Genomic DNA, 26,233 nt, shown 5'->3' with positions numbered 1-26,233 from the left:
GTATCCCCGGCGCCATGTTCGGCTGCATCGACGCGGGCAGAATGCCGGGCGCTGGATAAGTCATGCCTGCGCCCGCCCAAGGACTGGAATAAGGGGTTGCTTGCGGCAAATAATCGCCTTTCCCTCCGAATCCGCCCAGGCTTTCTTTTCCGTAGGACTGATACCCGAAAGGTTGGGTTTGGTAAGGTGAAACCGTCTGGGGCTGCTGCGGGTAAGACGACGGGCATTCAAACTGCGCGTGGCTGGCGGCAAAAGGATACTGCGGATAGTTTCCGCACAGCCCCGGCGTGATCGTTTGATCGGCCGCATACTGCGGCTGCCAGCCGTAGGGTACGGGGGCGGCGTTTTCTTTGCCCTCTTTCATGGAAGGGGAAAAGGGCGCCTGCACGGCCATGTTTCCACCGCTCGGATAGCCGCCGGCTTCCGCAGCCGGGACCTCGACCTGCATAAAGAGCTGCTGCGAATAATACTGGACCGGAGCCATGCCGCCCGCCTCCTGCTGAGAAATTAGCGGCTGCGAAGCGTTTTTGTCCGGTACCGAGTAAGGGAACTGCGGGATGTCGGAAAGCTGGGGCATCCAATCGGAAGCGGCCGGCTTTGTTTGGCTTTTCATAGTTGCAGTAGGAAGGAAATTGTCGGACGGCTTGACAAGCTCCGCAGGCTTCACAATTTCTGCCGGCTTCACGGTCTCCGCAGGCTTTACGTTTTCCGCTGGCTTCACATTCTCCGCGGGCTTCACGGGTTCCGCCGGCTTCACATTCTCCGCGGGCTTCACGTTTTCCGCCGGCTTCACATTCTCCACGGGTTTTACATTCTCCGCGGGTTTCACGGTTTCCGCCGGTTTCACATTCTCCACGGGTTTTACATTCTCCGCCGGTTTTACGTTCTCGGCAGGCTTCACATTTTCCGCCGGTTTTACGTTCTCGGCGGGCTTCACGTTTTCCGCCGGCTTCACATCCTCCGCGGGCTTCACGTTTTCCGCCGGCTTCACATTTTCTACAGGAGCCGTGCTGGTTTTCTTCTGCTCGATCGGCGCCGTGCTCGCTTTTTTCTGCGCGGGTGCGGTGTTGGCTTTGTTATGAGCCGGAGCCGCCGGAATGGTACCTGCCCCCGCACCAGCTCCTGCTTCCGCTCCCGCGCCCGTTCCGGCGTTTTCCGTTTGGGCGGGTGTGCCGCCCGAATGTTTGGGGATGTAAACCACCTGTCCCGTCATAAGAATGTTCGGGTTGGTGATTTGGGGATTCGCGTCAATCAGGCTCTTCAGGGAAACGCCGTAGGCTTTAGCCAGCTTCCACATGGTATCGCCCTGTTTAACCGTGTGGGCCATCATGCCCTGCGGCGGAACGGGGACCGAGCCCGACGGGATCTTGATTTTCATCCCGATGTCCAGCTTGTCGGGATTCGTCAGCTGGGGATTCGCGGCGATGAGCTTGTCGAGGTCTACCTTGTATTTTTTGGCCAGCTCATACAGCGTATCCCCTGCTTTCACCACATGAATTTTCAAAACAGTTCCCTCCTTCGATTGGTCAAACGCCGGTCCGCTAGCGGGGACAGCCGGCTCGTCATTCCGGGTGTAACGGGTTCCTGCCCAGATTTTCATTACAGTGTATGCGGGCGTATGGGCGTTTGACATCCCAAAGGAAAAAAAATCCGGTTTTTCGCCCGCAAAAACAGGCGTTTCGACCGAAAAAAGTCCAATCCTGAATCCAGACCGCGTCTTCCGAGCTGTATCCTGGCTTGTTGAAGGGGTGCGGGGTAAGCAGTTTAACCTGTGGAAAAAAGCCGGGTTCCGGCGGCGCTGCTTCGGTTCGCTCCCTTTCATTCCGGTTAAAATACCGTTTCCCCATACGGAAGAAGTCGTTTTCCGGAAATGCCGTGACAACTCACGGTTGCAGCCTGGGAACGGTACATGATGCCGGTTATCGCCACTGGCGGGTGAAGGCGGAGAAGTCCCGTTCCGCTCCCGCTGAGCATCAAAAGAATTCAGAAGTCCCGTTTCGCTCCCGCTGAGCATCAAAGAATTCAGAACTCCCGTCCCGCATCCGCTGAGCATCAAAAGAATTCAGAAGTCCCGTCCCGCATCCGCTGAGCATCAAAGAATTCTGAACTCCCGTCCCGCTCCCGCCGAGCATCAAAAGGACCCACCGGTTGTTCTAACGGTTGCCACCGAGCTTATATGACCAAAAATGAGGGTTCGGAAACTGTAACGGTTGCCACGGAGCTTATTTTCGCTTTTTCTGCTTGATTGAGCCGTTTTCAACCCCCATAAGCGCTGTGGCAACCGTTAGATCAAAAAAAGGGCCGTTTTTGCCCGAATAAGCGCTGTGGCAACCGTTAGCCTCCCATGCCCGGCCGAGCGAAACAGACTACAAAGTTACCGACGACGCATCCTACACAAATCTCCATCAATGGATCGCACGCACGCACGCACGCAAATGCCGCGACAACTCGCTTACCCAAAACTCAATTATGACACTGGGCAAAACGGTAGCCAGCTCCCCCGCACCATTCCCATAACGCGGCCTCCTCCCCTTTCGTTTCCCGCCCTCCCTCTTCTGGCAATCACGCGTCCCTTGGAGGCGAAGCATTTAATCCGGCCAACCGCCGTAGCGCCGTAGCACTCATTCCGCTTCCCGGCGACACGAATGCGAACCTTGTCCCGCCCCGGCCGGAAAAACAAAAAAGCCCGCCTTCCGGAAACGGAATGGCAGAGCCTGCGCAAAAAATAACGGCGGCGGGCCCCAGCCCGCGCCGCACGTATAAAAAATCGAAGCCTTCTCCGCTACACGAGATCCGGCTGGTACGAATAAACCGGGTAAGACCCCATCACCCGCACCTGGAACCCGAGCGCCTCAATTTCGGCAAAAGCCGACTGAAGCAGAACCGAATCCGCCGGCATTTCGATGTCGATGTAAAAATAATACGTCCCGAGCGCCAGCTTGGTCGGCCGGGATTCCAGCTTGGACAGGTTGATGCGCCTCCAGGCAAAAGCCGACAGCAGCTGATGCAGGGCGCCGGGAAAATCCTCCGGCGGCGTCGCCACAATGGTCGTCTTGATCCGTTCCGGCTCCGGCAGTTCGGGGACGCCGCCGCCGACCAGCACGAACCGGGTAAAATTGTTTTGGTGATCGGTGATATTGGCGGCCAGGATGTCCAGCCCGTAGATGCCCGCCGCCAGACGGGAGCCGATCGCCGCCACGCCTTCGCCCGGGCTGCTTTCACTGGCGATCCGGACGCCTTCGGCGGTGCTGCTTGCGTTCTCCTGCTCCACTCCCGGTAGCGCCGTATTCAGAAACTTCCGGCACTGCGCGGTTGCGACAGGCATGGAAACGACCTTGCGGATGCCCCGAAACACGTCTCCGTCTTTCGTCACTTCGCTCCGCCGGCCGATCAAATTCTGAATGGACGGATAAACCCATTCGGCGCGGATCGGCAGCCGGTTGTCGTGAATAAGATGATCCATGTGCAGGCTGACGGAGCCTTCAATGGCATTTTCGATCGGCACCGCCGTCCAGTCGGCCTCCCCCGAAGCCGCCGCCAAAAAGGTATCGGCTACGTTCCGGTAAGGAACAAATGCAAAATTCTGTTCATAGCCCTTCAGGAAATGGCGAACCGCTTCCTCCGTGACGGTTCCGTGCGGGCCAAGAAAGGCGATCTTTTTCACCGGGCGTCCCCCTTCCCGGCTTCCTCCGCAAAGCGGACGTGGTCGCCGGCCAACGTTTCCAAGCGCGCCCCTTCCCGGCAGGGCTTCAGCCAGCGGATTTCCGCAGCGGTTCCCGCCTCCGCCAGCGTGGCGGCCAGAAACCGCTCCAGTTCTTCCTTACGGTTTTCCGCCGCGTCAACGAGGGCGATCAGCGTCGGCCCCGCGCCCGAAAGGGCCGCTCCAAGCGCGCCGTGCTCCGACGCCCCTTCCAGCACTTCCTTCATGCCGGGAACCAGAGCGGCGCGGTACGGCTGATGCAGGACATCCTTCATCGCCAGCCGGATTTTGTCGTAGCGTCCGGTAGCCAAAGCGGCCACCAGCAAATTGGAATGCCCGATATTGAACACGGCGTCCTTCATCGGCAGCGTTTGGGGCAGTACCGTGCGCGCCTTCTCCGTGGACAGAGGAAAATCAGGAATGGCCACGACCGCTTCCAGCCGATCCTCGGGTTCAATTTTCAGGCTTTCCGCCCGTTCGCCGTCCCAATAAGCTGCGATAAGTCCGCCGAACAGCGAGGCGCCGACGTTATCGGGGTGTTTTTCAAGCCCGCAAGCCATCTGAAAAAGCTCGTCATCGGACAGCGGAGCGCCGATCAAAGCATTTGCGGCCGCCAGCGCCCCGATGATCGCGGAAGCGCTGCTGCCCAGTCCCCGCGTCAGGGGAATTTCGCTGAGCACGGAAATTTCCAGCTCGGGAACCGAAACGCCGGCCCGGTCGAACACCTTCTGGGCGACCTGGTACAGCAAATTCGTTTTGTCCGCCGGAAGCCCGGCCGTCTCCGCTCCGTGCAGATGAATCCGGGTGGCGGCGGAAGCGCTCATGCCGACCCAGATGTAGAGGTTTAAAGCGAGCCCCAGCGAGTCGAAGCCGGGGCCGAGATTGGCCGTGCTGGCAGGCACCCGCACTCGGACGTTTCGCCCTCCGGTCGGATCGCCAGCTTGCGATAGTCCGTTCATCGGTTTGCTCTCCTTCTGTTCTGTGTCAGCCTTCCACCCGGTAGACGCTGCGTATTTCCCTGACCACATCCAGCTCTTCGAAATTCGTCAGCACCTTCCGCATGGCGGCCCGGCTCGCGTTGTGGGTAATGACGATGATTTCCGCATTCGGGTTGACTTCGTTCGGATGCTGGAACACCGACTCCAGGCTCACCTCGTACTCGGCGAAGATTTGCGTGATCCGGGCCAGAACGCCCGCCTTGTCGGCAACATGAAGGAGCAGAAAATATTTCGAGCAAATCTGCTCGTCGGTCCGCAGCTTTTTCTCGTGATAGGCGGGCGCAAGCTGCGCTCCGTTTACGCCGAGGCGCATGTTTTTGGCCACCGCCACAAGGTCCGCGACAATGGAAGTCGCGGTCGGCATTTCGCCGGCCCCTGGCCCGTAAAACATCGTCTCCCCGACCGCTTCCCCGTATACGTAAACGGCGTTAAACACCCCGTCCACGCTGGCAAGCGGGTGGCCGGCTTTCAGAAGCGTCGGCTGTACGCTGACGCTGATCGAGTCCTCCTGGCGTTCGGCGATGCCGAGCAGCTTCATTTCGTAACCGAGCCGTTTGGCGTAGGCGATGTCCTCGATGGTGACGCGCGAAATGCCCCGCACGCTGACATCGGACAGCTCGACATTGACGTTGAAGCCCAGCTTGGCGAGAATGGTCATTTTGCGGGCCGCGTCAAGCCCCTCCACATCCGAGGTCGGGTCCGCTTCGGCATAGCCCAGCTCCTGCGCTTCCTTCAAAACGTCCGCGTAATCGGCGCCTTCGTCGCTCATTTTGCTCAGGATGTAGTTGGTCGTTCCGTTGATGATGCCCATAATCTTGATAATCCGGTCGGATGAGAACCCTTCCGTCAACGTGCGGATGATGGGAATGCCTCCGGCCACGCTGGCCTCGTACATGATGTCGCAGCCGTTTTTTTCGGCCAGGGCCATGATTTCGGTGCCGTGCAGCGCCATCAGGTCCTTGTTCGCCGTTACGATGTGCTTTCCGTTCCGGAGCGCGCGAAGCAGGTGGCCTTTGGCGGGCTCCACGCCGCCCATAACCTCGATGATGACATCGATGTCCGGGTCATTCAGAATCGCCTCGGGATCGTCCGTAAGCTTCGCCGGATCGACGCTGACGCCGCGGTCCTTGCTCACATTCTGGACGAGAACGCGGGTGATTTCAATGGCGGACCCTACCTGTCGCTGCAGGTCCTTCTGGTGGCCTTCGACGATGCGCACGACTCCTGTGCCGACCGTGCCAAGGCCGAGCATGCCCACTTTGATCGGTTTCATAAAGCTTGCGAACCCTCCTTCGGTATGAAAAAATACAAGTACGGCCCCCGCTATCCCCGGCCGATTACGGAAACGCCGTTCACGCCGTCGATTTCGTCCACCCGCCGGAGCAGCTCCGCGAGGCCGGTCCCCAGCTTGGATACGTCCGCCGTGAGCACCACGTTGGCCATTTCCTGCAAAGGGAGCGACTGGTGGATCGTCAGCACGCTGGCGCCGCTTTCGGCAAGCGTGCCAAGCACGCGCGAAAGGATGCCGGGGCGGTGATCGAGGGTAAGCGATACGGTGACGATGCGTTCCCGGTCAAGCCGGCTGAGCGGATGAATGCCGTCCTTGTATTTGTAAAAAGCGCTGCGGCTCAATCCGACCCGGTCCACCGCTTCGTGAACCGTTTTGGCTTGGCCCCGGGCGAGCAAATCCTTCACTTGAATCGTCTTTAGCAAAGCTTCGGGCAGGATGTCTTCCTTGACGACATAATAGCGTTCGTTCGCTTCTTGCTTCAACGCGCGAGAGTCCTCCCCCTGTAGACGCGTGTTTATGTATAGTGGACATTATAGCCGATCCTCCCCAGGACGGCAATCTTTTTTCCAGGAGGCTTTGGCATTGGTAAACCTTCGCATGATGGCGGTCGGCATACTGTTCAACGGGGACGATTTGCTGATGATGAAGCGCTCCCCCGACCGGGCGCTGCATCCCGGCTCGTGGGCGGCGGTCGGCGGCCATTTCGAGCCGGCGGAAATGACCGTCCCGGAAGCGGCTTGCCTACGGGAAATCCGCGAAGAAACCGGGTTTCGTCCCGATGATCTGACAGGGCTCAAGCTGAGCTACGTGCTGCTGCGGCTGAAGGGCGACGAGCTGCGGCAGCAGTTTTTCTACACCGCCGAAACGACTCGCCGCGACTTCGTCGACACCCGGGAGGGGACCCTGCACTGGATTCCCCGAAGCGAGGTGCTGCGGGAGGACCGGGACATCCCATTTGTGTACCGTTCGCTTCTCGCGCATCTGTTTCAGTTCGGGCCCGCCCCGCATCCGTGGATCGGAACGGCCGGCTGGACGGTGCAGGACGGAAGCGGCCAGCCGACGGTCCATTGGCTTCCGCTGCTTGATCCGCAGGTGCTGTAATTTTGCAAGAAAAAGAACCTTTTCCGCAGGCGGAGCCATAAGCGTCCGAATCGAAGCGGAGAAGGTTCTTTTTGCTGGTCGATTGGCTAATAATTATAAATATCAGTAACCTTGCCGTCTGTAAAGACAACATACTGGAATCCGTCATAGCCCCATACTTCGATTAGTTTCCCTGCGACAGCCGAGCTGCTTCGGTTCTCGGGGGGTCCCCAGGATATAAGCACCTGCTCTTTTGTCATTCCGATGCTGACGATGGATTTTTTGAGCTTTTCCCAAATGGCGTTGGACCAGTTGTATTTTTTTCGCGGATCGGTCGTAAAGAATATATCGGTGCTGGTCAGCGTGGAGACAACTTCGCGGGCCGAAATTTCGTAGGAATAACCGTATTTCCCTGGGGACGTCTCAAAAACAATTCGGAACTCCCCTTCGTAGTTGGGCAAGATATCATGCACCTTCACCTTGGAAAAGCGCTCCAGGCCGCTGTAGTAGTTTACCCAATACGTTCGTCCGATCAGCTTGGTCAAGTTGCCAAGATGGGCTTTCTTGAGCACTTCGGCGGTGTCAGGCGTCATGACGGTGATCATGCTGGAGCCGACCTTCATCTCAAGAGCCTTCCATTTATCGTTCCACTTAAGCCCGATGCCCATCGCCTTCGCAAAAAGCGACGCGGGTACAACCGTCTCGTTGTTCTGCGTGCCCGGAATTGCCGGCATGGCGACCGTTTTGCCGTTCACCTTGGCATTTTTGCTCCCTTTTACTATTTCAATGGATGTCTTCCCAATGCGAACCTGGAATGTTTTTGTCGCAGCTGTATAAGCGGTTGTTCCTCCTAATGCGGCTACAACGGGCTTCAGCGGCACAAAGGTCGTTCCTTTAACCTGAACGCCATTCTGAATATTATGGCCGAGGCTGGCTGTGACAGTCAGCGTTTTGCTCACGCCGCCTTCGGTTACGGTAATTTTCGCATCGCCTACGCCAAGGACCTTGACGGTTCCGTTATCCTGCGGCTTAAGCAAATGAGGTTTATCCACCGTCACCTGCGCATCTTTGAGCGGAATGACGAGCCTGCCTCCATTTGTGTAAGTCACGGACACGTCCGCCTTGATGCTGTCTCCGACCTTGGGCTTCAGATTTGCCAAAGTAAACCCAAGATTTTTCACTGCGGGCACCTCGATTTTAGTCAATTTCCCGTTTTCGAAGCGATACCAGTTTCCATCCGTTTTGTAAACGTCGAAAGTATCGGAGTCTTGCTCGTTTGCGGTTTTTACCACGCCAGTCAGTCCGGTGATTTGATCCAGGCGACCGAGTAGCCATCTCCATACGGTTCCGTCCTTGCGGGTAATAAGCAATACCTGGGAGGCGGTAAAACCGATGTGGGCGCCGTCCGCCACCAATTCTCTAGGAAGCGTCGGTTTCTCGTCCGCCTGCGAAGAGGTGTCCTTAAACAGGTAATCGTAGTAAACCACTTTTCCGCTACGATCCAAATAGGCCAATTCATCTTCCAGGGCATCCACCATGGCAATGCTGACCGGATTTCGCGTCTGCCCGTTTACATTTCCATGGTAAATCTCCCCGTTCACATCAATCGCAGCCAAATACTCTTCCCCGCCGATAAGGGCAATGGAGTTCGTAGAAGCTTTTATGGCTTTTCCGTTTTCGTAGTGCCACAAGGTTCCTTGGGCATCGAGTGCGTAGGACCCGGCAATCTGCTTAATACCCGTAACGCCAGGAATTGGTTTTACCGTCCCTTTGTCGAGAGAAAACCAGCTTCCATCCTCCGTGAAGCCCATTGAGCTCTCCGGAGAAAACGCCGCCAGTCCAGGGTAATCCAGCTTTTCCAGTCCATTCGCTCCGTCGTGCCAAAACGGCGTTTTGTCATTCCACAGTGTTCCGTCGCTCAGCAGCATGCCATTGTCACCAAATAACTGAACAATTTCCGGCTGCTTCGCGGCCTCCGCCTTCGGTGCATGCGGCCCCCAGGTGCCCAGCGCCAATCCGATGGCCAGCGCTCCGGCAACGATTCTTTTCATGGTTCATCCCCCGTTAGTAACGATTCCATTTTTTGAGACAACGAAACCATTATACGGGAGGACAACCGACCTGTATACCGTTATTTTCCACAGTTTACAACCGTTCGGCGGCATCCTTGTCGAAGGTCCGGATCAGCCGCTCCAATTCGTTGGCGACCACAAAGAGATTGGCCCGGTTTTCGAATTCGACGCGCGAATCGGGAAGCGGCAGGCTTTTGTGGTAATCGCGGATTTCCTTCAGCTTGTCCCGCAAGCCGACCACCTCCTCCGGTTCTCCGACCCTTTCGCTGAGCTGCGCCACAAAATCGCCGATGCGCACGCTCTGCTCCAGCTTCCCGGTAACGGCCGAGATAAAAGGCAGCAGATGCTCCAGGATTTCGGCCTGCCGCTTTTTGAGCTGAAAATGCCGGTAATAGGAGGTTTCCTTGCGCCATGGCTTGTTTTCGTGATCCAGCTGCGCCGTTCCCTGCGCTTTTTTCAGCACATCGGACAGCTCCAGTAGCTCCCGCCCGTCCCAGCTTGTTTTGCCTTCCTGCAAGTACGAGGCGTATTCCTTCAAAATGGCGGCGATCAGCCGGTCGCACTCCCGCTTGTACCGGTCCAGCTCGCCGTCGATGCTCGGCATGTACCAGTTGATGAGAAGCGCGGTGCCGAGGCCGATGGTGATGACCAGAAACTCGTTCAGAAAAAAGGCCCATTCCAGCTGATGATGCATGTAAACGTGCATGACGATAACGGAGCTGCTGGCGAGCCCCTCCTGGATTTTCAGCCTCACGCAAATCGGGATAAACAAGAGCAGCAAAACAAAAAACGTGAGCGCATGATAACCGATCGTTTCAAACAATACGCTGGACAAGGCCAGGCTGATCAGACATGCGAAAAAGCGGCTCATGGCCGCGCGAAGCGATTGCTTGCGGGATTTCTGGATGCAGAGCAGCGTCAAAATCCCGGAGGAGCTGTAGTACTGAAGCTGCAGAAACTGCGCAAAAAAAACCGACAGGCTCACGCCGAAGGCGGTTTTGAGCGTGCGGAAGCCAATCTTCACCGGAGTCACCTGCTGTCGTGGAAAATATGGAAAAAGTGCATGTTGCAAACAAGCGATGGTTTCAGGGGAGTCCGCCTCCGGCCGAAATCATCGCTTGTTTGTCCTTACTCGTGCTCGACGAACTCGAATTCAAAATCGCCGATCCTTACATAATGGCCGTCCTTCGCGCCGCGCTTGCGCAGCTCGGCGTTGACGCCCCGTTTCCGCATGATGCGGTCGAACCGCAGCAGCGCGTCCTGGGAGTTGAGCTGCATCCGCTTCAGCATCCGCTCGATGCTCGGGCTCTGGACGATAAAGGTGTCGTTTTCCCGGGTGATGACGATATCGTCCGGGTCTTCTTCCTTGCCGAACCGGTATACCTTGCGCTCTTCCTCTTCGGCGACTTCTTCGACCGCCGGCTGGTCGGGAATGGCGTCCAGAATATCCGCCGCCCGGTAAAGCAGCTCGCGGATGCCCATCTGCGCCGCCGCCGCGATCGGGAAAATCTCCAGCTCGCCGCGGCCGGCTTCCGCCAGCTTGGTCCGGAACTCGGCCAGGTTCTGCTCCGCTTCGGGCACGTCCATTTTGTTCGCGGCGATAATCTGCGGGCGCTCCTCCAGCTTCGCGTTGTAGAGCTTCAGCTCGTCGTTGATCTTCACCCAGTCGTCGAAAGGATCGCGGCCGTCCGTAGCCGCCATGTCGATCACGTGAATGATGACGCGCGTCCGCTCGACGTGCCGTAAAAATTCATGGCCGAGGCCGACGCCGGCATGTGCGCCCTCGATAAGGCCCGGCAGGTCGGCCATCACGAAGCTCCGGCCGTCGCCAACGTCAACCACGCCGAGGTTCGGCGTGAGCGTGGTGAACGGATACGCCGCAATCTTCGGCTGGGCGGCCGAAACGACCGACAGCAGCGTCGATTTGCCGACGCTCGGAAACCCGACGAGCCCGATATCGGCCATCACCTTCAGCTCCAGCACGACCCACCGCTCCTGACCTTCCTCGCCTTTCTCGGCGATTTCCGGCGCGGTGTTGGATGCCGTCACGAACCGGGTATTGCCCCGTCCGCCCCGTCCGCCCTTGGCGACCACGACTTCCTGTCCGGCCCGCGTCAGGTCGGCGATCACTTCCTTCGTATCGTCGTCGACGACAATCGTTCCCGGGGGAACGCGGACGACCATGTGCTCGGCGTTGGCGCCGTGCATGCTTTTGTTCCGACCCTTGACGCCGCGGTCGGCTTTGAAGTGCCGCTGGTAACGGAAATCCATCAGCGTCCGCAGCCCCTCGTCGACGCGGAAAATCACGTCGCCGCCCCGGCCGCCGTCGCCGCCGGCCGGTCCGCCCTCCGGCACGTATTTTTCCCGGCGGAAGGCCACGACTCCGTCGCCCCCGTCGCCGCCTTTTACAAAAATCTTCGCTTTATCGACAAACATGCCGCCACCTCATTTCGCTTGGAAGGGCAGCCGGACGGCAATCTCCGCGCTCCCTTCGTTCCAGTGCTGTTCCGTCTTCAGCCGTTCCCCGGCGTATCCCGCCAGAAGCTTGTCCAGCTCGGGTCCGGTTTCCGGGGCAATGCTTCCCGTATATACAAAATCCAGTAGAATGCCGTCTTCCTCTTCGTCCAGCGCCAGGCTGAGGGTACCGGTTTCTTCCGCATCCGGCGACTCCCGGGAGGCAAACCACTCCGTCACGTCGCGAATCAGCGCCACCGCACGTTCGCCGCGCGCCGGCAGCCGGTCAAGCCGGACGTCGCCCTCGATGTCGAAATCCAGCAGAAGCGGACGGTTGGCCGCCCGAAACGCATAATAGTAGGCCGTCAGGGAAGGGGCGCCCAGCTTCGCCAGGCTGCTTTCCTGCTGCACCTTTGCGTTTATTCTGCCCACGTATTCTTCCAGCCTATCCCGTTTGCCCATCTGGATATAGCCCAGCAGAACCTGGATGTTGTTCATCCAGTCATGCCGGTACACGGACAAAATCCGCAGCAGACGGTCTTCGCCCTCGCGTTCCGTTTCCGTCACCCGAACCCGGGTCCATGCGTACCCGCAGCCGGCAGCCAGAGCGGCAAACGCCAGCCGGAGCGCCACATTCGGAACAAGCGCCGCCGCAAGCAGCGCTCCCGCAAAGCAAACGGCCGGCCACAGGCGGACGGCTTTCCCTTTCCCCATCGCGTACCCTCTCCCGTTCGGGCGCCGCACAGCGCGGCCCCGCTCCCAAAGTATACCACAGCCCGAAACGCCCCAAAAGGGCGAGGAACGCGGATGCCGGACGATTCGGGCAAGCGGAGCCGGCGAATCCCGCAAAAAAGCCCCGGCTCGGATGAGCCGGGGCGCATGCTTCACGTGGGGTGGATTAACGTTCTACGGAAGCTGCAACCGGAGCTGCAACTGCCGGGTAGACGCTCACTTTCTTGCGGTCGCGACCCCAGCGTTCGAATTTGACGACGCCTTCCACTTTGGCGTACAGCGTGTCATCGGAACCGATGCCCACGTTCGTGCCCGGGTGGATTTTGGTGCCGCGCTGGCGGTACAGGATGCTTCCTGCGGTTACCGTCTGGCCGTCCGCGCGTTTTGCGCCAAGGCGTTTCGCGTGGCTGTCACGGCCGTTCTTCGTGGAACCTACGCCCTTCTTCGAAGCAAACAGCTGAAGATTCAGTTTCAACATGTGTAGTCTACCTCCTTCTTGCGTTATTGGTTTGAAACCGGACTGCTATATAATCTCCGTAGGACTCTTCAATCGACTGCAGCATGACCGCCATGGATTCAAGCAGCAACTGGACGTGTTCCCTCTTCGCAGGGTCGAGGTCGTCCGGCAGCCTCGCGCTCAGAAAGCCGTTCTTCATCCGGCTCTCCGGTACGGTTCCGGTCAGCTTCTCGATCGCATTGACCGTGCCCACCGTCACCGCCGAGACTCCGGCACAAACGATATCTTCGCCCGGGTCCGCATAATGCGCGTGTCCTTCTACCCGAAACGAGAGGATAGCGCCGTCCGTTCTGTCGCGCTCAATGGATACCTGGATCATACAGCCTTACGCCTGGATCTTGCCGATCACAACTTTGGTGTAGGGCTGACGATGGCCTTGCTTGCGGCGGTAGTTCTTCTTCGCTTTGTATTTGAAGATCGTGATCTTCTTGCCTTTGCCCTGCTTCTCGACTTTCGCCGAAACGGATGCGCCCGATACGAGCGGAGCGCCGATCGTCAAACCCGCATCGCCGGAAACGGCGAGAACGCGGTCGAAGGTTACTTCTTCGCCTTCGCCTGCGGTCAGCTTCTCGATGAAGAGAACATCGCCCTCTTGCACCTTGTACTGCTTGCCGCCGGTTTCAATGATTGCGTACATTTTGTTGCACCTCCTCATGTCTAAGACTCGCCAGTACCCAAGGTGGCGCAGCCGGTAAAACGGCCGTGCTCTTCGACCCGGTTTGAGCGGTTGGGGCATGTTTTGCAACACACTGATCTATGATATCACAACTGGGCAAGCAATAGCAATCTTTTTTAGTATTTTTTAAACACCTTTTTGTTCCATTGCAACAAATACGACCCTCCCTAGCCCCTTCCCCATTTGTCTCTGTCTATAATCCTGCAAAAGTGCAGGATTTCCTCGACTGGAAGAGCACTCTTTCCGAAAATGCTGCGATTATGCAGGATTATTGGCGGTTTCCCACGTAATTGCGGCTTACAGGCTCTTAATGCTGCATTATCGCAGCATTTCCGCTTGATTGGCCCCCTTCGTTCAAGAAAATCATGCACATTTGCATTATTCATCCTTTTATCCGGTATCGGCTGCACATCGCATCCGGCAAAAGTGAGACGAGAGAAGGAGAAGCCGGGTAAAGCGCGGCGTTCCTATCCCGGCATCTGAGCAGCTTAGGTATCGTTTTTAAAACATCGCTTCCTATCTCCCAGCATCCGGCGTCGTCCTCAAAACATTCGCCTCCTATCTCCCAGCATTTGGCGTCGCCCTTAAAACATCCGCTTCCTATCTCCCAGCATCCGGCGTCGTCCTCAAAACATTCGCTTCCTATCTCCCAGCATTTGGCGTCGCCCTTAAAACATCCGCTTCCTATCTCCCAGCATCCGGCGTCGTCCTCAAAACATTCGCTTCCTATCTCCCAGCATCTGGCGTCGCCCTTAAAACATCCGCTTCCTATCTCCCAGCATCCGGCGTCGCCCTTAAACATCCGCTTCCTATCTCCCAGTATCCGGCGTCGTCCTTGAACACATTTGCTTGTATATCCCCAGCTTGGGCGCCGCCTCTAAAACATTCGTTTCATATCACCCAGCCCGCTCGCCATAAGCCGGCCGGTGCCGCCGCAGGCGGGACAGGTTTCGTAAAACCGGCTCTCCAGCATCTGCCGACGTTTGGTCCGGGTCATTTCGAACAGCCCCAGCTTCGTCCAGCCGATCAGCTGCAGCTTTGTCCGGTCCTCGGCCGCGCACGCCTCCAGCCGGTCGCGGACAGCCTGGCGGTTTTCCTCCAGCCGCATGTCGATGAAATCGACCAGGATGATGCCGCCGGTGTCCCGCAAGCGGAGCAGACGCACCACTTCCTCGGCCGCTTCCAGATTGGTCCGGAACACCGTCTCCTCCAGGTCCGCTTCCCCCGTATAGCCTCCCGTGTTGACGTCAATGACCGTCATGGCCTCGGTCCGGTCCACGATCAGATGCCCGCCGCTTGCCAACGGAATTTTGCGGCGCAGCGCTACCTCCAGCTGCTTGCGCACTCCGTATTCGTCGAAAAGCGAACCCGGGCCGCGGTGCACCTTGACCTTCGCGGTGAGCTCGGGGGCCATGCCGTTCAGGAGCGAAACGATATGCTCGCCCAGCGCCTCGTCGTCGATCACCATTTCGTCGATGCGGTCCGTAAACAAATCGCGCACCAGCCGGGGAATCAGATCGAGGTCGCGATAAATCAGACAAGGAGCGGGCAGATCCGCCGATTTGACCAAGGCGGCCGTCCAAAGATCCTTCAGCAGGGTCCACTCCCGCTCCAGCGTTTCCTCGCTGTGTCCCCCCGCCGCCGTACGCAGAATGAGGCCGTCCGCCTCGCCCCGCACCCGCTCGCCGAAGGCCTTCAGCCGCTGCCGTTCCGCCGTCCCCTCAATTTTCCGGGAAATGGCCGTATAGTTGGCGCCCGGCATATAAACCAGCCAGCGGCCGGGAAGCGAAAAGCGGGCGGTCACCCGCGCGCCTTTGCCGCCTTGCGCTTCTTTTTTCACCTGCACCAAGAGCTCCTGGCCCACCCGCACCAGATCGCCGATGCGCGGCTTGGGCGTCTGCGGGTCTTCCGCGTGGGGCGGCAGCAGCTCGTCCCGGTACAAAAACGCATTCCGTCCCTGCCCGATATCGACAAAGGCGGCCTCCATCCCCGGCAGGACGTTGACCACCCGGCCTTTGTATACGTTGCCGGCCCGCTCGTTTTCCTCCGGGCCCTCCAGGTAAAATTCCGCAAGCCGTCCGTCCTCGAGCAGGGCGACCCGGCTCCAGCCTTTTTCCCATTCCACAACGATTTTCTTCATGCTTTCACCTCGGCAAATCGTTCTCCTGCTTATTCTACAGGAAGACCTCCGAAACCGCACGGCCCGTTTTTTCCCCGCTGAAAAAGGCACCGATAAACGCCTGCTCCGGCACCATTGCGCCCACCTGGCCGCGTGCCGTGCAGACGCAAATCAGATGATACCGGTCGCGCATGAACTGCCGGGCGGTTTCGTCGAGCGTGCGTCCGGCTGGCACCAGCAGCCGGCGGACGGGCGCTCCATGCGCGAGAATGCGATCCGCCGCGGCAAGACGGCCGGCCAGAAAGCGCAAAAACCGGTAGGGCAGGTTTTTCAGGGCGTAGTAATTCGTCGCCGCCAGAAAAAGCCCCACCGCCGCCAGGTTGAGGTGAACGCCGCCGGCAAAAGCCGGAAGGAGCGAAGCGGACGCAAGCGCCAGGCTGAATCCCAGGCTGAGGCGCGCGCATAGCAGCAGGGTCCGGTGGTAGCTGAGCCGGAGGCCGAGCAGGCAAAGCAGCATGCGGCCCCCGTCGAGCGGGTGAATCGGAAGAAGGTTGAAGCCGCCGATCAGCAGATTCGCCTCCATAAAGTACGTCCACCATTCGGCATCCGCGCCAAGCTGCCGCATGAGGAGCGCAAAGCCGGCCATGAGGGCGTTCTGCAAAGGCCCCGCCAGAGCGACCGCCAGCTCCTGAAGGGCGGGAACTCCCTCTCCCTCATCGGTAATGGCGACTCCCCCGAACGGCAGCAGCTTGACCTCCGGGACGCGCCAGCCAAAGCTGCGCGCCGCAGCTACATGCCCAAGCTCATGGATCAGGACGATGCCGAACAGCGTCAGCAGTTCGACGATGTAGCCGGTCAGAGCGGACAGCAGCAGCAGGCACACAAACAGCGGATGCAGCCGGTAGACCGTCCCGAAGCATTTAATCAAAAGCGATCCACTCCGACGGATCGACGGCCTGCCCGTCCACCGTCAGCCAAAAGCGAAAGAGCCCCTTCCCCGTCGTTTCGCTGCGGCGCGCCCGGCCGACGGTTTCACCCGTTTGCACCCAATCGCCTTCGCGAAGGCGGTCCGGCTGGAGCAAAGCATACGAGGATTCGATCCCGCTCGCATGGCGGATCGTAACCGTATAACCGGAATCCTCCCGCTCGCCGGCAAAGGTAACCATCCCCGTGTCAACGGCTTCCACCGCTGTGCCGACGGCGGTCTGCAGCTCGACCCAGGGCTGCTCCGGGGAAAATGCCGCCGTAACAGCAGCCCGTCCGGCGGGCGGGGACAGGGACGCGAGCCGTTTGCCCGCCGCTTCCTCGGCGGCCGGGGGCTGCTTGTGGCGGAAGGCGGGGAGGAAGGATGGCAGCTCGCCAAACCGCTCCTCATACCAGGATGAAAGCGAAGCGGAGTCCCATTCGGCGCTCATTACCGTGACGACAGCTTCCCGGGCGGGACCAAGCACAGGCCAGTCCGCACGAAGGACACCCCAAACGGCCGCGAATAAAAGGAGACTGGCCGCAGCCTGCCGGCGGAGCAGGCGCGAGGTCCTGCCTCCGAAACGGGTGCCGGGTTTGTCCCCGTCCCTCCTCCCTCCGTCCCCCCTTCCTTCGGTCAGTCCTCCAAAGAGCGGCCCCTCAAACAGCAGCCGTTCCTTCTCCTTCCAGACCTGCTCGGGGTCGCGGCCGGGCGGACGGTCGTTTCCGAAAAGGGCAAAGCCCTCCTCACGCCGAAGCCGCTCCAGAGGGCCCGCATCCTGTTCCGGAGACAAAGGCGGGTCCGGCCAAACCGGCGGTTGTCCGGTCCCCGCGGGCGGCGGGGGCCAAGCCGGAGACTGCCCGGAACGGTCCTCCCGGCGGGAATCCGGTTCCCGTGCCCGTACATCCCGGCGAAATCCCTCTTCCCGTGCCCGTTCATCCCGGCGAAATCCCTCTTCCCGTGCCCGTTCATCCCGGCGAAGTCCCTCTTCCCGTGCCCGTTCATCCCGGCGAAATCCCTCTTCCCGTGCCCGTTCATCCCGGCGAAATCCCTCTTCCCGTGCCCGTTCATCCCGGCGAAGCCCCGGTTCCGGTGGCTGTACATTACGGTGGAGCTCCGGTTCCGATCCCCGTAAATTTCCGCCGGACTCCAGGTCCGGCCACCGTTCATCCCGGCCGTTCGCCTGATCCGGCCTGCCCCATGTCCGCCAGAAGGCTTCCGGTTCCGCGCTCCCCCGTTCCGGCCGTGCGGTTTCCTGCTCGGTCGAATGTTCCGCCGCGGGCCGGTGCTTTCCTTCCGCGATCGCTTTAATCCGGTCCTGCCGTCTGCGGCGGACGTTTTCTTTGCTTTCCATATGCTTCCCTCCGGAACCAGGCTTGTTTCTACATCATATGAGGCCCGTCCCGGGAGCATGACCGAAACCGCTCTATCCGCAAGGCACAAGGCGCGAAGAGGCGATTGCGGCCGGGAAGCAAAAACCTCCGCATGCCAACCTTTTTAGGCCGGCCTGCGGAGGGGGTTCATTTTCTTTATTGGCTTACTCTTGATGGAATCGTTCCGGCGGTTACTCGCCCGCTTCCTCCCGTTTTTTTCGGACAACAGCCGATTTCCCAGCCGGCCGCGCAACGGCCGGGGCCTGGTCTTCCAGCTGCAGCAGCAAAGTACGAACCTGGGCGCGGGATATGCCTTCACCCATCAACACAAGCACATCGGGGATGGAACGGGACGGCTGGACCGGCATCAAGGCGATTTTCTTGTAGGCATACTGGAACAAGGAACGCTCGTCCGGCTTGTTATCAAATGTGATCATCCCTTTGGCCCGGTACACTTCCTCGGGCAAGGAAGAAACCAGCCGCTCGAACCGTTCCCGATTTACGGGACGTTCAAAATAATGAGTGTAGACGGTCACGTGGTCGTGGCTAAAAGACTCGGAGCCCGTAGGCGCCGCTTCTTCCCGAGAAGCGGCGGCGCCTATGTGGGCGGCATCAGCGGCCGACCCTTTTGCGCTTCCATTTTCAGCACATTCGTTTTCAGCACTAACTTCCTTGACGCTTTCTTTACCGCTTTCTTTTTCGGCGCCGTCCGACCGCTTCCGCTCCGTCTTCTCCGTTTCCCGTTCTGTGGCGGTTTGCTCCCCGAGCTCCAGCAGCATGTTCATGTCAACCTGCGAATAGGTGGTCGGAATCAAAAGCCCCCGGGGGTTCCATTCCCGCAGACGGCCGATCAAAAAGTCCAGTTCATCCGGAGCCAGCAAGTCGGTTTTGTTGACAACAAGGCAGCCGGCGACACGGATTTGATCCTCCATCAGCATGCGCGTCGGCTTTGAGCCTTTCCGCAGCGTGCCGTCCTTGCCCCCCAGCATGTTGTAAATGTGGTGAGCGTCAACGACGGTAATCACCGATCTCAGCTCTGCCTGCATCACCATGGACGTATCCGTTACGGCCTCGACAATGTCGATCGGGTTGGCGAGTCCGGTCGCCTCCACGATAACCGCGTCCGGGGAATGCTGCTCGATCATCTGCTTGATGGAAACCGACAACTCGCCGCGTACGCTGCAGCAAATGCAGCCGTCCATGATTTCGGCCATCGGCACTTCCTCCTGAACGATCGCCCCGTCCAGGCTTACTTCCCCGATTTCGTTCATGATGACGACCGGCGTAAGGCTTACACGTTTCATTTCATTGAGCATATGGGAGAGCAGCGTCGTTTTCCCGCTGCCGAGAAACCCGGACAACACAAAAATCGGCACCGGCTTCGTATTCATATGGGCCACTCCTTTTATGTAATGATTACGATTAAGATAATTTAACCACACCATCCGCGCAAAAACAAGCGACAACCGCGCTGCCTTATCGCCCTTCAGTTAAACTGCCCCGCGCGTGTCTGCCCGTAACGCTGAATATGGCATCCCGCTGGCTGTCCATTAAGTTGAACTCGTCCGCGCACGGTCTGCTTCTGACGCTAAAATCAGCTAAAACGCATTCCCGAATCCGAATGATTTCTGCAACAGGTAACCAAACCTATCCAGACAAAACCATCATAAACCCGCCTTCACAGCAAACAGAACTCTAACGGTTGCCACAGAGCTTATTTGCTCCAAAAAGACACCTTTCGATTTCTAACGGTTGCCAGAGAGCTTATTTGCCTTAAAAAGAACCTTGATCAGCGTAAAACCCCCAAATAAGCTCCGTGGCAACCGTTAGAATTTTCAAATGCCCTTTTTTGCCCCAATAAGCTCCGTGGCAACCGTTAGCCAATCCGCCCTCCACGCTTCCCTCCCCCGCACGCGCTCCAGCCAAGCCTGTCCCCCGCCCAAAAGCGAAAAACGGCCCCCCCAGCGGGGAGGGACCTAGCACACTAGCACAAACGGAGCGGTTACAATCCGCTCCGTTTGCCTGTCAAATTTTATTACGGGCTGTCAAACCAGTTCTGCCCGCGCTTTCGTAACTTCGTCCTCTTCCGTAACCTCGCTGCCGTGAATGGCCACGCTCATGACAAGACCCATCGATACCATGTTGATTAACAAGGAGGTCCCGCCATAACTGATAAATGGAAGGGTGATTCCGGTGATGGGCATCAGGTTCATCAGCATCGCGACGTTCTGGAAGATTTGGAACACGTAGAGGGAGACGATCCCGATAATCAAATAGCCTCCGCCCCGGTCTTCACTCTCCATGGCGATTACAATCATCTTGTAGATCAGGAAGAAAAACAGCATCAGCAGGGCGGCCGCCCCGACAAAGCCAAATTCCTCGGCTACCACGACGAAAATCGTGTCGGAATAGATAACCGGAACGCTTCCGCCTTGCACAAGCGGTCCCTGCTTATAACCTTCTCCCGTCAGACCTCCGGTCGCGATCGCCCGCATGGACTGCTCCAGCTGATAGTTTTTCCCGGAGGAGTCCGATTCGTCTCCGATACCGAGAAAGGTATCAATTCGCTCAACCCAGTGCGGGCCCCCCAAGTCGTCTATAAACCCGCTCACCTGAGGGTGAAAGTTGATAAACGAATAGATAAAACCGCCCACGACAAGCCCGATGGCGGCGATTCCGATCAATACATGCTTCAGCCGGATATTGCCGATCCAGTACATGCCGATCAGGATGACGATCAGGATCATGGCGTTGCCCAGATCGGGCAGCATCGCCACGATGACAAACGGCAGACCGCAGATCAGGCCGATCGGCACGACATCGCGCCAGAATTCGAGCGGCTCGCCCTTTTTGCGGACCAGGTACCAGGTAATGGCGAGGATCAGCAAAAACTTGATTAATTCCGCCGGCTGAAAAGTAAGCGGCCCAAGCAAATACCAGCCCCGCGCACCGCCCCGAATATCCGAAATGCTAGGCGGAAGGACATACAAGCCGACCAGAAGCGCAATCCCGAACCCGTAGCCGATCCACGCCCATTTCACAAGAAAACGATAGTTGATCAGCGAAACGAAAATCATGCCGACAAAACCCATGGTAAAAAAGATCATATGCCGCTTGGCGTATCCCTGCAGTTCCGGGTTTCGACCGGTTGCGCTGCCCACGATAAAATAGCTGATCAGCATCAGCAGAGCGAGCAGAAAGAGAATCGTCCAGTCCAGTTTCTTGAATTTGTTCAAAAATGGCATGGCGCGGTCCTACCCGATTCCGAAAAACTTTTTCACTTTGGTGAACATTCCCGGCTTCTCGTTCATCGACATCAGCGGCACCGTGTCGCCCAGAATGCGGCGGGCGATGTTGCGGTAAGCGATGGCCGCCTTCGAGGTCGGATTCATCACCGTCGGTTCTCCGCTGTTGGCCGCCTTGATAACGTGTTCGTCGTCCGGCACGATGCCAAGGAGATCGATGGCGAGCACCTGGCAAATTTCGTCGATGTCGAGCATTTCGCCTTTCTTGACCATCGTCGGCCGAATCCGGTTGACGATCAGCTTGGGCGAATCGACCTGGCGCTCCTTCTCGAGAAGGCCGATGATCCGGTCGGCGTCCCGCACAGCCGCGTTCTCCGGCGTTGTCACGACAATGGCTTTGTCGGCCCCGGCCACGGCGTTGCGGAAGCCCTGCTCGATCCCGGCGGGACAGTCGATGACGATGTAGTCGAAATCCTTTTTCAGCTCCAGGATGATCTCCCGGACGCTTTCGGGGGAAACGGCGTTTTTGTCTTTGGTTTGGGCGGCCGGGAGCAGGTACAGCTCGTCAAACCGCTTGTCCTTGATCAAAGCCTGCTGCACCCGGCAGCGGCCTTCCACCACATCGACCAGATCGTAAATGATCCGGTTTTCCAGCCCCATGACGACATCCAGATTGCGCAGCCCGATGTCCGTGTCGACCATACAGACCTTTTTGCCCTGCAGCGCCAACGCTGTGCCCAGATTGGCCGAGGTGGTCGTTTTGCCGACGCCGCCTTTGCCAGAAGTAACGACAATCGCCTCTCCCATATGCTCACTCCCCCGTATTTAAACTTTCCCGCTCCTGTCCGCTGCGGTTCCCGCCTGACCCGACCAGCACGTTTTCGGCATCGGGCCGGATGCGGCCCAGACGGTTGATCTTGTCGATCACCATTGCGCCTTCACGGATCCAGGCAAATTCCATGTAGGCCTCCTTCTCGATTCCCCATTCATCGGGAGGCCGGCTGATGACGCCCGCTATGCGGAGCTGCGTCGGGCAAAGATGGGATGCGGCGATAATCGCGCTTTCGTCGCCGTCCTTGCCCGCATGGGCCAGGCCCCGCAGGGAGCCCATAATATACAAATCGCCGGAAGCGCTGATCGTGCCGCCGGGGTTCACATCCCCGAACAGCATCAGATTCCCGTCGTGCTCAACGGTTTGCCCGGAACGGACAATGCCGTGCATGACCTGAAGACGGTTCAACGTCTCGTCCGGCCGGAGAAGCTCCGGCGGATCGGATTCGACCGCGCGCACAAGCAGGTTTTCCCGGCTGCCGATAACCGCCAGCAGCTCTGCCTTTTCCGCCTCGTTGACGGTTCGTTTGCCGAGCTTGACCTGAACCTGCACGGGCGGTCCCGCCAGGAATTTCTCGTGCGTGTTGGCCAGCTTGTGCTTCAGCTCGCCGATCAGGTCGGTATAGGTGCATGCGTCGTCCAGCAGAAACACAAGCCCTTCTTTGACGCCTTTTATCGTTACGTGATGCTTGGTCACCGCAAGAGCGCCTCCTCCCCCTTCCGGTTTGCCGAGACCTGTTTGCCGCCGTTCCCCGCTCATTCCTGCTCCTCCGGCGTCAGCTTAACATGGACCCGCTGAAGGAGTTTTCTGGCTGGTATGTAGAGGACAAGAGCAAGCAGCAGGTTGATCAAAAGACTGGGAAGGATATGATTTAGAAAAATCCGCTGAGGATCGGTCGGCACGACCTCCATCAAGCGGTAAATGCCGTAGACCAGCCATTCAAAGAAAAATTCGCCGACCGCCACGATAAACAGGGTGGTCAGGATGTTGCGGTCCGTCCGAAACGGGAACAAGCCCGCCAGGTAACCGATCAGGCCATAGCCGAGGCAAAAGGTTCCGATCATCGGTCCATAGAAAACCACGTCGTGCAGAAGACCGAAGGACAAGCCGAACAGAAGCCCGGCATGCCGGTTCCAATAGACGCCGATAAAAATGATGAAAATCAGGACGGGATGCGGCGAGACGATGATTTCCCCCTGCCAGGCGGCGGGAAGCAGCCAGTTCATCCAGGTGCCTTCGAGCATAAACAAAAGCAATAACGAAAAAATGATGGCGTTGGTCCGCATGGGGTCCTCCTTACTCCTGTCCTTCCACAATCAGGACTTCCCGGAGATGGACGAAGTCTGCGGCAGGCTTCACGTACGCGACGATGTTCAGTCCGAACCGGTCGACCTCGGTGGAAACCACCGTTCCGATGACGATGCCCCGGGGGAAAACCTCCCCGATCCCCGACGTGATCACGGTGTCGTTGACGGCGATGGGGTCGTTCGGGCTGATTTTGGACATCACCAGCATCTGGCGCTCCTCGTCATAGCTGACGATTCCGAACGTTTCCGATTCTTTGCCCTTGACGGTGGCCGATACGTCCTTCGTACCGGCCCGCGCGTACGTTTCCGTGAGAAGCTGCACCGTAGCGGAATAATCGGAGGCGTCCATGACGCGGCCGACCAGCCCGTCCACGGAAATGACCGCCATGTCCCGCTTGATGCCTTCCTTCGCCCCCCGGTTGACGGTGATGACTTTGCTGTACGGGTCCGAGCTGTACGCGATTACTTCCGCCGGATGATAAATGTAATTGTTGGCCGACTTCTGGCGCTCGGTAAAGCCCAGCATGTCCTTGAAGCGTTCGTTTTGCGCCTCCAGCTCGTTCAGCCGCATCGTATCGCGCGCATATTGGGTAAGCGTGGTCCGCAGCGCCTTGTTCTCGGCATAGATCGTGCGGATGTCGCGGATGTCCTCCACGACGCCGGCGACAAAAGACGCCGGCCGGTTGAACAGCTGCTGGATACGGGAAAAGGTGTCCCGGACGAAACGTTCCGGGGCTGTCGCATTCTCCCGCGCCCCCGACAAGGTCATCCCGAAGAGAGCGACAAACAGGATCAGCGACGCCATGAGCACAAGCATCTTCTTGTTCCCTATAAACTTAAACAACGCCGTTCCTCCGTCTATCTTCTGGATTTTCCGGAACCGTTTGCCCTGGCCTTGAAGAGATGGATGTTATCGAGCGCACGGCCCGTTCCGATGGCGACGCAGTCGAGCGGGTTTTCGGCCACCATGACCGGCATTCCGGTTTCGCGGGCCAGCAGTTTGTCCAGATTGCGCAGAAGTCCGCCGCCTCCGGTCAGCACGATGCCGCGGTCCATGATGTCGGCCGCGAGCTCCGGCGGGCATTTCTCCAGGGTGATTTTGACCGCTTCGACAATGGCGTTGATGGTGTCCGACAGCGCTTCCGTCACTTCGTCGGACGTAATGCTCATCGTCTTGGGCAAACCGGTCACCAGGTCGCGGCCGCGGATTTCCATCGTTTCGGTCTGCTCGGCCGGAAGAGCGGAGCCGATTTCGATCTTCATCTGCTCGGCGGTCCGTTCCCCGATCATCAGGTTGTACATCCGCTTGATGTATTGGGTGATCGCCTCGTCCATTTCATCGCCGGCGATGCGGATCGACTTGCTGGTGACGATGCCGCCGAGCGAAATGACGGCGACCTCCGTCGTGCCTCCGCCGATGTCGACAACCATGCTCCCGGTCGGCTCCCACACGGGAAGATCGGCGCCGATGGCGGCGGCGAAAGGCTCTTCGATCGTATAGGCCTCGCGGGCGCCCGCTTGCTTGGTCGCGTCCTCCACGGCCCGCTTCTCGACGGCGGTGATTCCGGAAGGAACGCAAACCATCACGTGCGGCAGACGGCTGAACATCCCCCGCTTCTGCGCCTGGGTGATGAAATACTTGATCATGATCGCGGTGGTTTCGAAATCCGCGATAACGCCGTCCTTCATGGGGCGGACGGCGCGGATGTTGCCGGGGGTCCGCCCGATCATTTTCTTGGCGGCTTCTCCGACGGCTTCAATCGTTTTTGTATCGGTGCGGAGGGCCACAACGGACGGCTCCCTCACGACAATTCCTTTTCCTTTTGCATATACGAGGGTATTGGCGGTACCCAGATCGATTCCAAGGTCTTTGGTTGAAAACATGAACAATTGACTCCCTTCTGGCGCAATCCTTCGGGATTGCTAGGTTCATTATATTACAGGTACCCTTTTTCCTTCAAACTAACAAATGTTCGGTCTCCGACAATGATGTGGTCCAGCACTTCGATTCCGACAAGCTCTCCCGCTCGCGCCAGCCGGTCCGTAATTTCAATATCCTCGGGACTCGGCGTCGGATCGCCGCTCGGGTGGTTATGTACGCAGATGATGGAAGCGCTGCTTCTTTTGATCGCGGCGAGAAACACTTCCCGCGGATGCACGATGGAAGCGTTAAGGCTGCCGATGGACAGCGTTTCCTGAGCGACAACGTGATTTTTGGTGTTAAGAAACAGGCAGACAAAATGTTCTTTTTGCAGATATCGCATGTCTTCCATAAGCAGCTCCGCCGCATCGCGGGGCGAACGGATCGCCGCCCTCTCGGGAGCCGACGAACGCGCCAGACGCCGTCCGAGCTCGATGCCCGCCCGGATTTGCAGCGCTTTGGCCGGGCCGATCCCCTTGACCTCGGTAAGCTGATCCACGCTCATTTCCACCAGTCCGCTGAGCGAGCCGGCCTGCCGCAAAATTCTTCCCGCCAGCCCCACCGCCGTTTCCGAGGGAGTGCCCGTGCGCAAGAGGATCGCCAGCAATTCCGCGTTGCTCAGGGAATGCGGGCCGCGTTCAAGCATCTTTTCGCGCGGCCGTTCATCTGCGGGAGCTTCCCGCAGCGTCGTATGGATGGACTCCATGACTACCTTCTTTCCGCTGTGCCGTTCCCATTTTTCGAGAAGAACGCGCACATCTGCTTATTATAACACGATTTTTCAGCCGTATAAAACCCAATTCCAGCCATCAAAAATGGCGAAATAGCAAGCATTACTTAAGGGACGTAGCAGAGAGCGCAAAGGTTTGCCTGCGGGCCAAAAAACCGCCCCGCTTCTCCGCCGGCCCGCTCCGCCGGTTTCCGTGTCCGTTTCCGGGCCGAAAAACGCAAA

24 protein-coding genes and 1 other annotated feature are annotated in these 26,233 nt (G+C 58.5%); of the genes, 1 reads left to right on the top strand and 23 read right to left on the bottom strand.

Annotated elements, in window-relative coordinates; genetic code table 11:
- The 5 genes from AC6I6H_RS08595 to AC6I6H_RS08575 form a co-directional block, all read right to left on the bottom strand.
- A partial coding sequence (locus AC6I6H_RS08595; RefSeq protein WP_497953337.1) for a LysM peptidoglycan-binding domain-containing protein occupies positions 1-1,504 on the bottom strand: 1,504 nt, incomplete at its 3' end.
- Between the two features lie 1,278 nt (positions 1,505-2,782).
- Positions 2,783-3,664 carry a prephenate dehydratase gene (gene pheA, locus AC6I6H_RS08590; protein WP_497953336.1) on the bottom strand — a complete coding sequence of 294 codons (882 nt, stop codon included), beginning with the start codon at positions 3,662-3,664 and terminating at the stop codon, positions 2,783-2,785.
- Entirely contained in the window at positions 3,661-4,659 is a 999-nt protein-coding gene (gene thrB, locus AC6I6H_RS08585; RefSeq protein WP_497953335.1) for a homoserine kinase, read from the bottom strand. Before thrB ends, pheA begins: the two co-directional genes overlap by 4 nt.
- Positions 4,660-4,684: 25 nt before the next feature.
- Positions 4,685-5,971, bottom strand: a complete 1,287-nt coding sequence (locus tag AC6I6H_RS08580) for a homoserine dehydrogenase (RefSeq protein WP_497953334.1) — start codon at positions 5,969-5,971, stop codon at positions 4,685-4,687.
- 50 nt (positions 5,972-6,021) lie between these two features.
- Positions 6,022-6,471, bottom strand: coding sequence for an ACT domain-containing protein (locus tag AC6I6H_RS08575; RefSeq protein ID WP_497953333.1), 450 nt, complete (start codon positions 6,469-6,471; stop codon positions 6,022-6,024).
- Between the two features lie 100 nt (positions 6,472-6,571).
- Here AC6I6H_RS08575 and AC6I6H_RS08570 point away from each other — a divergent pair, with 100 nt between their 5' ends.
- Positions 6,572-7,090, top strand: coding sequence for an NUDIX domain-containing protein (locus AC6I6H_RS08570; RefSeq protein WP_497953332.1), 519 nt, complete (start codon positions 6,572-6,574; stop codon positions 7,088-7,090).
- A gap of 86 nt (positions 7,091-7,176) precedes the next feature.
- Here AC6I6H_RS08570 and AC6I6H_RS08565 read toward each other — a convergent pair whose 3' ends face one another.
- From AC6I6H_RS08565 to radC, 18 genes are all read right to left on the bottom strand, one after another.
- A complete protein-coding gene (locus AC6I6H_RS08565) occupies positions 7,177-9,120 on the bottom strand; it encodes a stalk domain-containing protein (RefSeq protein ID WP_497953331.1) in 1,944 nt (647 codons plus the stop codon).
- 94 nt (positions 9,121-9,214) lie between these two features.
- On the bottom strand, positions 9,215-10,165 hold the full coding sequence (locus AC6I6H_RS08560) for an aromatic acid exporter family protein (RefSeq protein ID WP_497953330.1): 951 nt from the start codon (positions 10,163-10,165) through the stop codon (positions 9,215-9,217).
- Positions 10,166-10,269: 104 nt separating this feature from the next.
- Positions 10,270-11,577 (bottom strand): GTPase ObgE, encoded by a 1,308-nt coding sequence (obgE, locus tag AC6I6H_RS08555; RefSeq protein ID WP_497953329.1) that lies wholly within the window; start codon positions 11,575-11,577, stop codon positions 10,270-10,272.
- A 9-nt stretch (positions 11,578-11,586) separates the two neighbouring features.
- The gene (locus tag AC6I6H_RS08550; protein WP_497953328.1) at positions 11,587-12,309 is read right to left on the bottom strand and encodes a Spo0B domain-containing protein; all 723 of its coding nucleotides are present in this window, start codon (positions 12,307-12,309) and stop codon (positions 11,587-11,589) included.
- A 184-nt stretch (positions 12,310-12,493) separates the two neighbouring features.
- Positions 12,494-12,805: a 50S ribosomal protein L27 gene (gene rpmA / locus AC6I6H_RS08545; RefSeq protein WP_497953327.1), complete on the bottom strand. Its 312-nt coding sequence runs from the start codon at positions 12,803-12,805 to the stop codon at positions 12,494-12,496.
- A 7-nt stretch (positions 12,806-12,812) separates the two neighbouring features.
- Positions 12,813-13,163 (bottom strand): ribosomal-processing cysteine protease Prp, encoded by a 351-nt coding sequence (locus AC6I6H_RS08540; protein WP_497953326.1) that lies wholly within the window; start codon positions 13,161-13,163, stop codon positions 12,813-12,815.
- A gap of 6 nt (positions 13,164-13,169) precedes the next feature.
- Positions 13,170-13,481: a 50S ribosomal protein L21 gene (gene rplU / locus AC6I6H_RS08535; RefSeq protein WP_497953325.1), complete on the bottom strand. Its 312-nt coding sequence runs from the start codon at positions 13,479-13,481 to the stop codon at positions 13,170-13,172.
- Positions 13,482-13,494: 13 nt separating this feature from the next.
- Positions 13,495-13,583, bottom strand: a sequence feature (ribosomal protein L21 leader region).
- An 814-nt stretch (positions 13,584-14,397) separates the two neighbouring features.
- Positions 14,398-15,660, bottom strand: a complete 1,263-nt coding sequence (locus tag AC6I6H_RS08530; protein WP_497953324.1) for an Rne/Rng family ribonuclease — start codon at positions 15,658-15,660, stop codon at positions 14,398-14,400.
- A gap of 34 nt (positions 15,661-15,694) precedes the next feature.
- Complete coding sequence (locus tag AC6I6H_RS08525) at positions 15,695-16,567, bottom strand: site-2 protease family protein (RefSeq protein WP_497953323.1); 873 nt, start codon at positions 16,565-16,567, stop codon at positions 15,695-15,697.
- Positions 16,560-17,957, bottom strand: coding sequence for a peptidoglycan DD-metalloendopeptidase family protein (locus tag AC6I6H_RS08520; RefSeq protein WP_497953322.1), 1,398 nt, complete (start codon positions 17,955-17,957; stop codon positions 16,560-16,562). The genes AC6I6H_RS08525 and AC6I6H_RS08520 overlap by 8 nt, the downstream gene beginning before the upstream one ends.
- A 210-nt stretch (positions 17,958-18,167) precedes the next feature.
- Positions 18,168-19,367: a CobW family GTP-binding protein gene (locus tag AC6I6H_RS08515; RefSeq protein ID WP_497953321.1), complete on the bottom strand. Its 1,200-nt coding sequence runs from the start codon at positions 19,365-19,367 to the stop codon at positions 18,168-18,170.
- A 654-nt stretch (positions 19,368-20,021) separates the two neighbouring features.
- Positions 20,022-21,221: an FtsW/RodA/SpoVE family cell cycle protein gene (locus tag AC6I6H_RS08510; RefSeq protein ID WP_497953320.1), complete on the bottom strand. Its 1,200-nt coding sequence runs from the start codon at positions 21,219-21,221 to the stop codon at positions 20,022-20,024.
- A gap of 9 nt (positions 21,222-21,230) precedes the next feature.
- Positions 21,231-22,028, bottom strand: a complete 798-nt coding sequence (minD, locus tag AC6I6H_RS08505; RefSeq protein WP_497953319.1) for a septum site-determining protein MinD — start codon at positions 22,026-22,028, stop codon at positions 21,231-21,233.
- Positions 22,029-22,032: 4 nt separating this feature from the next.
- Positions 22,033-22,812 carry a septum site-determining protein MinC gene (gene minC / locus AC6I6H_RS08500; protein WP_497953318.1) on the bottom strand — a complete coding sequence of 260 codons (780 nt, stop codon included), beginning with the start codon at positions 22,810-22,812 and terminating at the stop codon, positions 22,033-22,035.
- Positions 22,809-23,339, bottom strand: a complete 531-nt coding sequence (gene mreD, locus AC6I6H_RS08495) for a rod shape-determining protein MreD (RefSeq protein WP_497953317.1) — start codon at positions 23,337-23,339, stop codon at positions 22,809-22,811. The genes minC and mreD overlap by 4 nt, the downstream gene beginning before the upstream one ends.
- Before the next feature lie 10 nt (positions 23,340-23,349).
- Positions 23,350-24,204 carry a rod shape-determining protein MreC gene (gene mreC, locus AC6I6H_RS08490; protein WP_497953316.1) on the bottom strand — a complete coding sequence of 285 codons (855 nt, stop codon included), beginning with the start codon at positions 24,202-24,204 and terminating at the stop codon, positions 23,350-23,352.
- Between the two features lie 14 nt (positions 24,205-24,218).
- Positions 24,219-25,244 carry a rod shape-determining protein gene (locus AC6I6H_RS08485; protein ID WP_497953315.1) on the bottom strand — a complete coding sequence of 342 codons (1,026 nt, stop codon included), beginning with the start codon at positions 25,242-25,244 and terminating at the stop codon, positions 24,219-24,221.
- A 53-nt stretch (positions 25,245-25,297) separates the two neighbouring features.
- On the bottom strand, positions 25,298-25,987 hold the full coding sequence (radC, locus tag AC6I6H_RS08480; protein ID WP_497953314.1) for a RadC family protein: 690 nt from the start codon (positions 25,985-25,987) through the stop codon (positions 25,298-25,300).
- Between the last annotated feature and the right edge of the window lie 246 nt (positions 25,988-26,233).

The organism is Gorillibacterium sp. sgz306347 (genome assembly GCF_059735245.1).
The sequence above is the reverse complement of the archived record's forward strand: the minus strand, read 5'-3'. Positions and strand labels throughout refer to the sequence as shown.